Annotated in this window: 9 protein-coding genes and 1 riboswitch; of the genes, 5 read left to right on the top strand and 4 right to left on the bottom strand. The window is 61.1% G+C overall.

What is annotated here, in order from left to right; genetic code table 11:
* Positions 1-147: 147 nt before the first annotated feature.
* The 4 genes from pstS (at position 148) to pstB (ending at position 4,301) form a co-directional block, all read left to right on the top strand.
* Positions 148-1,251, top strand: coding sequence for a phosphate ABC transporter substrate-binding protein PstS (gene pstS, locus sake_RS11200; RefSeq protein ID WP_129360443.1), 1,104 nt, complete (start codon positions 148-150; stop codon positions 1,249-1,251).
* A 113-nt stretch (positions 1,252-1,364) separates the two neighbouring features.
* Entirely contained in the window at positions 1,365-2,387 is a 1,023-nt protein-coding gene (pstC, locus tag sake_RS11195) for a phosphate ABC transporter permease subunit PstC (protein WP_129360444.1), read from the top strand.
* On the top strand, positions 2,384-3,493 hold the full coding sequence (gene pstA, locus sake_RS11190; RefSeq protein ID WP_178946056.1) for a phosphate ABC transporter permease PstA: 1,110 nt from the start codon (positions 2,384-2,386) through the stop codon (positions 3,491-3,493). Before pstC ends, pstA begins: the two co-directional genes overlap by 4 nt.
* Positions 3,494-3,521: 28 nt before the next feature.
* Positions 3,522-4,301, top strand: a complete 780-nt coding sequence (pstB, locus tag sake_RS11185; protein WP_129360446.1) for a phosphate ABC transporter ATP-binding protein PstB — start codon at positions 3,522-3,524, stop codon at positions 4,299-4,301.
* Positions 4,302-4,395: 94 nt separating this feature from the next.
* Here the strand turns inward: pstB and sake_RS11180 are convergent, their stop codons facing one another.
* The 3 genes from sake_RS11180 to sake_RS11170 form a co-directional block, all read right to left on the bottom strand.
* Positions 4,396-5,406, bottom strand: coding sequence for an inorganic phosphate transporter (locus sake_RS11180; RefSeq protein WP_178946055.1), 1,011 nt, complete (start codon positions 5,404-5,406; stop codon positions 4,396-4,398).
* 3 nt (positions 5,407-5,409) lie between these two features.
* Entirely contained in the window at positions 5,410-6,027 is a 618-nt protein-coding gene (locus sake_RS11175; RefSeq protein WP_129360448.1) for a phosphate transport regulator, read from the bottom strand.
* 477 nt (positions 6,028-6,504) lie between these two features.
* A complete protein-coding gene (locus sake_RS11170; RefSeq protein WP_129360449.1) occupies positions 6,505-7,080 on the bottom strand; it encodes a hypothetical protein in 576 nt (191 codons plus the stop codon).
* Positions 7,081-7,805: 725 nt separating this feature from the next.
* A riboswitch (SAM riboswitch) is annotated at positions 7,806-7,918 on the top strand.
* A 121-nt stretch (positions 7,919-8,039) separates the two neighbouring features.
* On the opposite strand from sake_RS11170, the gene metE reads away from it, so the two are divergent.
* Complete coding sequence (metE, locus tag sake_RS11165; RefSeq protein WP_178946054.1) at positions 8,040-11,381, top strand: 5-methyltetrahydropteroyltriglutamate--homocysteine S-methyltransferase; 3,342 nt, start codon at positions 8,040-8,042, stop codon at positions 11,379-11,381.
* Between the two features lie 32 nt (positions 11,382-11,413).
* Here the strand turns inward: metE and sake_RS11160 are convergent, their stop codons facing one another.
* On the bottom strand, positions 11,414-12,028 hold the full coding sequence (locus sake_RS11160; RefSeq protein WP_178946053.1) for a TetR/AcrR family transcriptional regulator: 615 nt from the start codon (positions 12,026-12,028) through the stop codon (positions 11,414-11,416).
* Positions 12,029-12,039: the final 11 nt, after the last annotated feature.

Here is a 12,039-nt window from a genome sequence, read left to right as displayed (position 1 = left end):
GGTAGGGGGCAGGACGGATTCCTCTCCGCTCGGGTTCCTTGCCATTCGGTCGAGCTATCGTCCGACCGCATCACATCACCGGACCGTTCCGATCCGCGCGAAAAATCCCGCGGGCGACGGTTGACGACACTTGAAGGGGTACTTTTTGTGAAGATCTCTCGCATGGGGCGTTTCGCAGCCATCGCAGCGGCAGGCGCTATCGCATTGACCGCTTGCGGCTCCGACAACGCCACGGGTGAGGCGGGAACCGCCTCGTCTTCGGCAGGGCCCGATGTCAACGGCACCCTGTCTGGGGTGGGGTCCTCCGCCCAGCAGGCGGCCATGACCCAGTGGCAGACCGATTTCCAGAGCCAGAATTCAGGCGCCAACGTGCAGTATTCCCCGGATGGATCGGGAGCCGGTCGCAAGGCCTTCCTCTCGGGCGGTGCCAACTTCGCCGGCTCGGATGCTCACCTGTCCGATGACGAGTACAGCCAGGCCAAGGACCAGTGCGGTCCCGACGGAGCCATCGACATCCCGGTCTATGTGTCCCCGATTGCCGTCGCCTTCAACGTCAAGGGCGTCGACTCCTTGAACCTCGACCCCGCGACGATCGCCAAGATCTTCAAGGGCGAGATCAAGAATTGGAACGACGACGCCATCAAGAAGCAGAACCAGGACGCAGACCTCCCGTCCACCCCGATCACCGTCGTCCACCGCTCGGACAATTCGGGTACGACCGAGAACTTTACCGAGTACCTGTCCAAGGCTGCAGAGGGCGCCTGGGGGCAGGAACCTTCGGGTGACTGGCCCAGTCAGTTCAAGGGGGAAGCCAACAAGGGAACCTCCGGGGTCATCTCGACCACTCAGAGCACCGACGGGGCGATAACGTACGCCGATGAGTCGGCCGTGGGCGATCTTTCGACCGCCAAGGTTAAGGACGGCGACGACTACGTCGAGGTCTCGGCCGATTCCGCGGCCAAGGCCGTCGAGCAGTCCAAGAAGGTTGAGGGACGCGGTCAGCACGATATGTCGCTCGAGCTGAATCGTACGCCGAATGACGGCTCCTACCCCATCGTCTTGGTCTCCTACCACGTCCTATGCTCCGGTTACTCGGATCAGAAGACTGTTGACCTGGTCAAAGCATTCGAGAATTACGTTGTGAGCGAGGACGGGCAGAAATCGGCAGCCAGCGCTGCGAAGTCTGCCGTTCTTCCTGAGAGCATGCGAGAAGACGCCAAGAAGGCTATCGAATCGATCAAGACCAAGTAGCCCTACCGCCGCAAGACCTGCGGCCAGGTGAGATTCCCGCCAAGGCGCAGGTAGCCTTGGCGGGAATCTCGCGCAACGACCAACAGCAACCAGCAGAGAGTTTTTGAGGATTCATGTCTCACTCTTCTTCGACGGTTCCCGCCCCCGGAACCTCAGCCGAGCCCGGTGGGGAACACGGGGACGAGGGCAATAGTCCTCGGCAGAATCGGCCCGTTCCCGTGGCCGGTGCCAAGGGCAGCCCGGCCCAGGACAAGGTCTTCGCGAGCATCACGCTCATCGCCGGAGGCATCATCCTCGTGGTGCTGGCGGCCGTAGCTTTCTTCCTGACCTGGCAGGCCTCGCCGATTTTCAGCGCGGCGTCCAGCGAAGTGACCGGCGGGCAGGGCTTCCTGGCCTATATCTGGCCGCTCGTGCTCGGGACCCTGATTGCCTCGGTGATCGCGTTGGTCCTGGCGACCCCAGTTGGCATCGGCGTCGCCCTGTACATTTCTCACTATGCTCCTCCGCGGCTCGCCAAGGGTGTGGGCTATGTGATTGATCTTCTGGCGGCTATCCCATCGATCATTTTCGGTGCGTGGGGTGCTTCGGTCCTGGCACCCAAGATCGTTCCGTTCTACGACTGGTTGTCGAGCATCCTCGGATTCCTTCCGATTTTCGAAGGACCGGCGACCGCGACCGGAAAGACCATCCTCACGGCCGGAATCGTGCTGGCGATCATGATTCTGCCGATCATTACCTCGATGTGCCGCGAAATCTTTGCTCAGACCCCGGTGCTGCAACAAGAAGCAGCGCTCGGGCTGGGGGCAACCAAATGGGAAATGGTCCGGATGACCGTGTTTCCGTTCGCGCGAGCCGGCATCATCTCTTCGGTCATGTTGGCTCTCGGCCGGGCCATGGGCGAGACAATGGCCGTGACTCTGGTCCTTTCCGGCGGACCGTTCAATCCTTCCCTGATCCAGTCCGGAAACCAGACAGTGGCTTCCGAGATCGCGTTGAACTTTCCTGAGGCCTACGGCTTGCGCCTCAACGAGCTCATTGCAGCGGGCTTGGTTCTGTTTGTGATCACCCTGGTGGTCAATCTCCTCGCGCGCTTGGTGATCAGCCGATACAAGGAATTCTCGGGAGCCAACTCATGAGCACGACAGCGACCACCGCATCCAAACTCACCAGCGGACAGTCCCCCCGATGGCTTCCCGCAGTCATCGGCCTGAGTGCCCTGATCGTAGGTGCCGCGCTTTCGGCCCTGGTTGGTTTCAGTATTGCCTTGTGGGTAGTCTTCGCCGCGATCATTTTCGTGATTGCCGGGCCACTCGTCGTCGGGATCATCGAAGGTCGTCGCAAAGGCCAGGACGCATTCGCCCGCTATCTGATCTACGGCGCGTTCCTGCTGGCCTTGATCCCCCTGATCTCGGTGATCTGGGTCGTGCTCAGCCGCGGGGTTCCTGGGCTGTCCGGGAATCTCCTGGGCACCTCGATGAACGGCGTCAGCGGCGTCACCGACAATGAGGCCGCCAATGGTGGTCCGGTCTACGGCGGCGCCTACCACGCGATCGCCGGAACCGTGATCATCACTTTCTGGGCAACATTGATGTCGGTCCCGATCGGTCTGCTCACCGCGGTGTTCCTGACCGAGTACAGTGGCAGCAACGCAGCATTCCGGTGGATGGGGCGCATCATCACGTTCCTCGTGGACGTCATGACCGGAATTCCATCGATCGTTGCGGGCCTCTTCGCCGTGGCACTCTTCGTCCAGGTTCTAGGGGACCCCTCGGCCAGATTCGGATTCATCGCGTCCGTCGCATTGTCGGTGCTCATGATCCCGACGGTAGTGCGCAATACGGAGGAAATGCTCAAGATTGTTCCGAACGAATTGCGTGAGGCCTCGTATGCATTGGGGGTGCGCAAATGGCGCACCATTACCAAGGTCGTCATTCCGACGGCGATCTCCGGTATATCCTCGGGCGTTACCCTGGCCATTGCCCGCGTGATCGGTGAGACTGCGCCGATTCTCGTGACGGCCGGCTTCGTCTCGAGCATCAATTTCAACGCCTTCAGCGGATGGATGACCACGTTACCGACGTTCATCTACTACCAGATCATGAACCCGACGTCGCCGACGAACCCGCAGGTTTCCGAAGGTCGTGCCTGGGCTTCGGCCCTCATCCTGATCATCCTGGTGATGGCGCTGAATCTCATCGCCCGCCTGATCTCCAAGCTCTTTGCCCCCAAGACCGGTCGCTGAGTCCGGCGAACCGAAGTAAAGGAAATAAATGTCCAAGCGCATCGACGTCGAACACCTCAACGTCTATTACGGTGATTTCCTGGCGGTGGACGATATCACCATGGAGATCGAGCCCCGCTCGGTGACCGCGTTCATCGGGCCGTCCGGGTGCGGCAAGTCGACTTTCCTTCGCACCCTGAACCGTATGCACGAGGTCATCCCTGGCGCCTACGTCGAGGGCAAGGTCAACCTCGACGGCGAGAACCTGTACGGGAAAGGCGTGGACCCCGTCCGGGTCCGTTCCCAGGTGGGCATGGTGTTCCAGCGGCCCAACCCGTTCCCCACGATGTCCATCCGCGACAACGTGCTGGCCGGCGTCAAATTGAATTCACGGCGCATCTCCCGCTCGGACGCTCAGACGCTGGTCGAATCCTCGCTGCGGAGCGCCAACCTGTGGGAAGAGGTCAAAGACCGCCTGGACAAGCCAGGTTCCGGCCTCTCGGGTGGACAGCAGCAACGCCTGTGCATCGCGCGCAGTATCGCGGTCCGCCCGGACGTGATCCTCATGGATGAGCCGTGTTCGGCGCTTGATCCCATTTCCACTCTGGCCGTTGAAGACCTCATCAACGAGCTCAAGGAGGATTACACTGTTGTCATCGTGACTCACAATATGCAGCAGGCCGCTCGCGTTTCCGACAAGACGGCTTTCTTCAATATTGCGGGTACGGGCAAGCCCGGAAAATTGATCGAGTATGCGCCCACCCAGGAAATCTTCAACAAGCCTCAGAACAAGGCGACCGAGGACTACGTCTCGGGTCGTTTCGGCTGACGTCTCCTCCGTCGGTCGACGACGGCCGTTGGGCCTCGTACGGACTTTTAAAACTTCCTCACGGCGGCCCAAGAGCGGCTACCAGATCGTGGAATTACAACAAAGGAGACAGCGCGAGGAAAAAGATGGCCGAGACGATGACCGTGACCGGCACGGTGACGATCCAGGTCAGGACCAGGCGGGCGGCCGTATGGGCACGCACCGCATGGAAGCGCTGGTTGGAGCCTGCGCCCAGAACGGCAGACGCCGCGAGGTGGGACGAGGAGAACGGGTCTTTGGCCACTGCCCCCGTACCGAAAATCAGGAGACTGGTTACGGCCTGAGCCACTGCACCGCGGAATGGGTCGATCGTGACCAGACGGTCCGAGATAGTGTGTCCGATACGCCAGCTGCCCATCAAAGTTCCGATGACCATCATGACGCCGATAAGTGTGCACATCCAAGCGGTTTGGGTCGACGTGATGCTGTGCCCGATCGACATCCACATCAAAGCGCCGATCACGAGGCTACGATGCCCGAAGTAGATCCCGTGCCCGAGGGATATGACGGATGTGCTGAGTGAAAGAACGTAGCGAGAGCGTCGGTGAATTCTTCCCGGGCTCGTGTGCTGGAGCAAATGCACCAACGGGATGACAGCCACCCAGGCGATCCCGAAGGCGGCCAAAGGGGCAAGGATGAGGGGAAGGACGACGTCGCCCACCATCTTGACTCCGAGGTCAAGATGATCGCCCAGCCCTACCTGCTGGGTGGCCCACAGCGCGCCGAATACCCCGCCGATCAGGGCATTGGTCGACGAGGACGGTGACCTGCGCCACCAGGTGAAGATCTCCCACAGGATCACCGTGAGCAATGACGAGGTCAGGACGGCAAGGCCGATGTCGTCGTGCGGGATCGTGAGCCAGTGATCCGAAGTCAATGACAGAGTCAGCGAGCCGATGAGCAAGCCCACCACGTTGAAGAACGCGCAGACGATCAGCGCAACCTTGGGGGTGAGGGCACGGGCTCCGACGGGCACTGCTACGGCGTTGGAAGCGTCATGGAAACAACCGATGACGGTGTAGCCCAGAAGAAACAACCCACACAGGGTGAACAGGAAGTACTCCACCGGTTACGACTCCTGGACGAGGATTCGTCCGACGTCGGTGGCCACTTCGCGCACGCTCAGGGAAGCTGCCTGAAGTTGGGCGGTGAACTGCGACTCCTTGAGGTAGGCCGCTGGCTTGAGCCGGTCCATCATGTCAGCTTGGTAGAGGTTCGTGGTCCGGATGGACTGCTTGGACATGCGAAGGACCTCGACCCAGTATTCGTCGAGGCCCTCAAGGTCCGAGAGATGCCGCATGGCCTCGGCGGTCAGGGAAGCTTGGCGCTGGAGAAGGTCCAGGAGGTCGGAGGCGCGCTTGGAAAATCGATCCAGGCTGTGGATCTTGATGATATGCGAGGCCGAGGTTAGGGATTCGGTCGCCTGGTTGAGGCGTTGGCCCAGCAGGTATAGGTCCGCGCGGGGGAGAGGGAGTACGAAGGCGCTTCGTACGGTGGTCATCAGCGCGAAGAACGAATCGGTGGATCGTCCCTCAATCTCCAGAGCCTGTTCGAAGACCTCGTCGTGATCCGTGAGAGGTGACCCCATCATGCGTGAGGCCGCGGAAGTGGAATCAACGACAAGCTGTGCCATGTCCGCGAGCAGCTCGAGGGCCTTGTTCTCCTGAGGAAATAAGCGAATTGCCACGCTCTGCCTTCCAAGGTGGTGGTGGTGATCGTTCCTAAGATAACCGTCCTTGGTTAACAGGACTGTCATGGAAGGTTCACAAGGCCATGATGCAGTGGGCCCCGGTCGGTGCCGTGATACTGCTCTCGCCCGGATCCGATCCGTCATTGTGGCACCGGGTCGGGGAAGCAACCGGCGCGTTTTGGGCGATTCGTCGAGGGGCCAGTCGCGCGAACGCAAAAGCCCCCGCTGGAGCGGGGGCACGCAGGTGAAGATTAGGGGCACTGGACCGGGTGCGCCTCTCGGCGGAAGGCCGCTCGAAGCGGCTAAATAATGGAGCCCGGGGCAACCTGCGGCCCAGTGCCTTGTATCCAGTGTGGTCCTTTTCCCGAGAACCTGTCAAAGAGGTACCTCTGAAGAAGGCTGGGCCGGACTCATGGTGAATCCGACCCAGCACCCCAAAAAACCGGGGGATGCCACGGTGTTCAGGCGATGAGGCTAGCGCATCATCTCATTGCGGTTCTGTTTGATGTCTTTGAACCAACGTCCGCCTTGTCCTGCCCACATCATGATGGTGCCGATGATCAACAAGATGGTTCCGACTGAACCGGTGATTCCGGAGCCGCTACCGAGGGAGACCAAGAGCGAGAGAAGGCTCAGAATGGCGAGGACCAACAGGGTGATTCGTCCCCAGTTCTTGCCCTTGGTCGCGGCTCGTGCGGCGAGAACCTGAAGCACCACGATGGCCACAGAGATGACGGCGCCGAAGATCAAGCCGCCCCAGACGAGACCGGACTGGCCTTGGTCCTGAAGCTGCTTGTATTCGGCGCTGCCCATGAGAACGAATGGGGAAATGATCAAACCGATGATGGTTATGGCAGCAGAGATGTACACCAAGAGCGCGCCCGTCTTGACGGGCTTGGGGGCGACAAGTGCCCCGCTCTGGTTTTGAACGGGTCCGTTTCCCTGTCCGTAACCCGTGTCTCCACCCTGGTACCGCGGCTGGCCGCCCTCGGGGGAGCCGCCGTACTGAGGAGGCTGGTTGCCTGCCGGGGAGTCGTGGTTCTCGGTCATTATTTCCTCTCGCGGGTGTTTGATCTGACGTCACTATCCAAACATGAATTTGTCGTTCACCACAATAGGGTGACTCAAGTTCGGGATGATATCGAAGGCATTGGGCTTTAACAATTCGTATCCGACAAAACCAAAAACGGTCGAGAGATTACTGCATTTTTCTTCTAGGTATCTTGCATGCTCCAACCGCGGAGAAAATCCCACTCGGTATATCGGGCCACGTCGTCCTGATGACGCCCCGACGGGAGGGGGCTTCCGCGCTATGTGCGACCTCTACCCCGGCCACATCGGTCCGCTTCTTGGAACAGGACACCAATGGTCTTGGCGCAATAGTGAATCCTTGTATCAAATATTGTGCAATAGCTTGTTGTCGCGAACGACCGTTCTCGAATACCTGGAGAAGTATCCGGTCCGGCAGGGGAAATCGAAAAGAACACAAGCGATACGAACTGTCGACAAGACCGTGAACGATCAAAGTTTCACGGCCGGGAACAGTCATTCGTGAACGCTCGTTCCGTCTGACAACGTTCCGACTCCGGCTTCTCCCGCCCATACCGGATGGCGGGGTCGGCCGCTTTCATGAACTTCGATGTCACGATTCATTGCGGCCACGTCATATGACGTCGACGTTGCGTCAAGCGTGTGGGTGCGCTCAATGCGCGAAATGCGGCGTCAAACTCTCTCATCTCTTGCGGGCCTGCGCTGAGGCGGATTGAATACTTGCGTATCTATCCAGAGCGGCCGAGAGACCTGGCTCGTCGACGCCGCAGCAACCTCCTCACGGAAACCCGAACATCTCGGTCCCGAGGAAAGGTGCTCCCGCCAGGACCGATGGAGTGTATCGGCCGTCTCCGGACGTCGTCGGCGCAACTCCGGCACGGTCCCACTGGACCGGGTCGGTTGCGTCGGCGGACGAGGAGGCTCCGCTCTCCGTCGGGTGTACCGAAAGGAGACCCGGCGTGAACCCTGATGACAGGCCAGCGTTGTCCTTCGAGCTCTATCCGCCTCGCAGCAGGATGAGCCGACAGGCATTGGAAACCACTATCGCCGAGATCGAACCCACTCGCCCTGATTACGTTTCCGTGACCGCCGCCGTGGATGGCGAGAGGAGGCGCCAAAGCCTGGACTTGCTACGACACCTCGTCGAGGAAACGGAGCTGAAACCATTGGCCCACATCGTCTCGACCGGACAGATAGCTTCCGAGCTCGAAGAACTGGTCGATGAGATCATCCGGCTTGGCGTGCGCGGCCTCCTGGCTCTGAGGGGCGATCGACCTGAGAACTACGCCCTCAAGCAGGGCGAACTTCCCTTCGCTCGACACCTGGTGGAACTGATCCGTGGCGTCGAGTCGAGGGGATCGGCCAAATTGTGTGCCGGACGTCTGGCCGTGGGCGTGGCGGCCTATCCGGTCCGTCACCCAGAATCCTCGAGCATCCACCACGACACCGAGGTCCTGCTGGCCAAGCAACGGGCGGGAGCGGATTTCGCCATCACTCAGGTCTATCCGGACCCTTCCGATTACGCTCGTCTCGCCGAGCGGGCCCGCGCCAATGCCGTCGAATTGCCTCTGATCCCCGGAATTCTGCCCGTGACAAGCCTGCGGAGGTATCTGCGGGTGTGCGGACTCGCAGGGATCGAGCCGAATGCAGGTCTCGCACACAGGCTCGAAACCGCCGAGACGTTCGCAGAACGCCTGGCCGTCGGAGTGGACTCGGCGGAGGACTTCGCTCGCCAGGCCCTTGCCGCAGGGGCCCCAGGACTGCACATCTATACCTTCAACGAACACCAGGCGGCGCTCGAACTCGTGGATCGACTCGGTCTGCGCGGCAATACTGCCCCTGCGAATCAACCCATCTCGCCTCTCAACGATCAGGAGATCATCGTGACGAACCCTAACAACGTCCTCCACAGCACCTCACCCAAGGACAGGGCTTTTCCCCCGGCAACCATCCTCGGCTATCCGCGCATCGGACCGAATCGCGAGGTCAAGCGCGCCCTGGAAGCGTACTGGAGCGGGCAAGGCGACATCGAGGACCTGTCGTCGTCCGTGACCGGAATTCGACACCTAACCGTAGGCCGCCTGCGGGAACTGGGCTTGAAGGCTTCCTCCTCGATCCCGGCTTCGTTCGCCCTCTATGACCAGGTGCTGGACGCGATTCTGGCGACAGGGGCCGTGCCTACTCGGTTTGCGGATCTTGCGAACCGTGACCATCACCTGAACCGGGACGCCTCCTTCGTCCTGGCCCGAGGAGATGACGCCCGTGGCCCACTCGAAATGACCAAGTGGTTCAATACGAATTACCACTACTTGGTGCCCGAGATCGGCCCTCGGACTCCTTTCACCGCAAATCCGCAGGAGATCGTCGGCCAGTTGCAGGCCGGTGCCTTTTCGCCGAACGACGACGCCCCGCTGCGCCCTGCCATCCTCGGCCCGATTTCGTTCTTGCTTCTGTCCAAGGCCGAGGACACCGCGCCCGTTGGATTCGAACCTCTGAATCGGATCGAGGAACTCGTGGAGGTATATCGAGAGCTCATCTCGGCGCTGGGCAATGCCGGTGCCGAATGGGTTCAGCTCGAAGAACCGGCCCTCGTCGCCGAGAATCAGAATCCGGAACTGGCCGAGATCGTCCGGCGAACCTATGAGCGCTTGAGCGCCGATCGCGCAGCTGGTGATCCCTTGGTCCTGGTTACGACCGCCTACGGTGACGCCGAGAATCTTCTCGAGCCCCTGGTGGCGGCTGGCGTCGATGCCGTTCACGTGGACCTGGTCTCCGGCCCTGCGAACGGGCAGATCCGGCGACTCGATCCGGATCAGCTGTCCCTCTTTACCGGCACCGAAGCCCCGGTACTGGTGGCCGGCATCGTGAACGGACAGAACATCTGGCGAACGGATCTGCGTACGGCCCTGGCTCGACTCGAGGAGCTCCACGAGGCCGGGGCGAATGTGGCGGTCAGTACTTCGACATCGCTCATCCATGTACCGCACGACGCCGCTCTCGAGGACCAGCTCGGGGACGAACCTCGCACCTGGCTCGCGTTCGCGGACCAGAAAGTCGAGGAGGTTTGCATCCTGGCCCGAGGGCTGGCGGACGGACCCGAGGCGATCGCGAATTTCCTCGACGAGTCCGACGGGGCGATTCGTCATAGGACAGAGGCCCGCGGGACCAGGGACGCACTGATTCGAGAACGGGCTGACCTGCTGACCGAATCCGATGGTCATCGTGAGCCCGCGGAGGAGAGGCGCCGTGAACAGGCTCTGCAGGGCATTTCGGCGAGCCTTCCGGAACTGCCCACGACGACGATCGGTTCTTTCCCGCAGACCCCGGAGATCCGAGCGGTGCGTGCGGACCACAGAGCCGGGCGCATCTCCGATTCCGAATACACCGAGCGCTTGCGGGAAGAAATTCGCGCCGTCGTTGCTCTTCAGGAGGAGATCGGGCTGGACGTGCTCGTGCACGGGGAACCCGAGCGCAACGACATGGTCCAGTACTTCGCGGAGAACTTGGATGGGTTCGACGTAACCCGATACGGCTGGGTCCAGTCCTATGGCTCGCGCTGCACCCGGCCTTCGATCCTTTGGGGGGACGTCAGTCGACAAGGCGAAGGGGTGCGGGGTCGAGCCATCACGGTTCCCTGGATCACCTACGCGCAGTCCCTGACGGACCGCCCTGTGAAGGGGATGCTGACGGGTCCGGTCACTATCCTGGCCTGGTCTTTCGTCCGCGAGGACCAGCCGTTGGCGGATACCGCGAATCAGGTGGCTCTCGCTTTGCGCGACGAGGTGAACGACCTCGAGGCGGCCGGTATAGGCGTCGTACAGGTTGACGAACCCGCGTTGCGCGAACTCCTTCCACTCCGGGAACGCGACCGGGCCGAATATCTCGAGTGGTCGGTACGGGCCTTCCGCTTGGCCACGTCCGGTGTGAGGCCCGAAACCCAGATCCACACGCACCTGTGCTATTCCGAATTTGGAGAGGTGCTCTCCGCGATCGACGCGCTGGATGCGGACGTGACCAGCGTCGAAGCGGCGCGCTCGCGGATGGAATTGCTGGATCCTCTGGCGGACATCGGATTCGAGCGTGGCATCGGGCCCGGTGTCTGGGATATTCACTCTCCCCGGGTTCCCACTGTGACGGAAACCGAGGATCTGTTGTCTGCGGCTGCGCGAGTCATCCCTCGCGACAGGCTCTGGGCCAACCCAGACTGCGGTCTCAAGACGAGACAGTATGAGGAAACCACGGCCGCGTTGAAGAGACTCGTGGAAGCCGCCCGACGGGTACGCGCGGGTGTGACCGTCTAGAAATTGGGCACGCGGCCTGAGGCCAGGCAGCCTCAGGCCGCATTTTCCCTGTCGGGGAAGAGACGAATGGCGTCTTCGACGAGTTGTTCAAGGTCGGCGTCGATGTCAACCGCGGTGCGGACCAAGAGACCGTGGACGAACAGCAAGAGCATATTCGCGAGTCGGGGAGGGTCCATCAGGGGGCTCAGCGGGTCTGCGCCCTCTGAGACTCTTTGCCGAGACCACGGTGTGAGAACTTCTGTGAGCAGCTGACGAGCCCGAGCAATATTTTCTCGCGCGACCTCCGCGACCTCCGGGTTGACGGTCGATTCGGCGATGAACTGAATCAGCAGCGGCCCCAAACCGTTGGTGAAGAGCGTGCTGACCACGAGTCGGGCGACGTCGGAGGGGGCCGGGGTCGAACCTTTTTCGTTTTCCATGGCAATCAAATCCTGCAGTGCCGCGTGGAAGATGCTCTCTGCGGTGCCTCTCATGATCGAGGCTTTTCCCTCGAAGTGCGAGTAGATCGAACCAGGAGACATGCCTGATTCAGCAACAATGTCCGCCATTGAGGTGTTGGAGAAGCCGTTGCTGAGGAAGCAGCGGCGGGCCGCGGCGATAATGCGCTCGCGTCTGTCGATCTTTGATGACTCGGATAGCTTCGGCATAGAAAAAGAAT

The organism is Kocuria sp. TGY1127_2, from assembly GCF_013394385.1.
Lineage (GTDB): Bacteria > Actinomycetota > Actinomycetes > Actinomycetales > Micrococcaceae > Rothia.
The sequence above is the reverse complement of the archived record's forward strand: the minus strand, read 5'-3'. Positions and strand labels throughout refer to the sequence as shown.

Excerpts from the sequence above, each read along its gene's own strand:
- sake_RS11160 (WP_178946053.1), bottom strand. The coding sequence starts at position 12,028 with ATGCCGAAGCTATCCGAGTCATCAAAGATCGACAGACGCGAGCGCATT.
- sake_RS11170 (WP_129360449.1), bottom strand. The coding sequence starts at position 7,080 with ATGACCGAGAACCACGACTCCCCGGCAGGCAACCAGCCTCCTCAGTAC.
- pstC (WP_129360444.1), top strand. The coding sequence starts at position 1,365 with ATGTCTCACTCTTCTTCGACGGTTCCCGCCCCCGGAACCTCAGCCGAG.
- pstA (WP_178946056.1), top strand. The coding sequence starts at position 2,384 with ATGAGCACGACAGCGACCACCGCATCCAAACTCACCAGCGGACAGTCC.
- pstB (WP_129360446.1), top strand. The coding sequence starts at position 3,522 with ATGTCCAAGCGCATCGACGTCGAACACCTCAACGTCTATTACGGTGAT.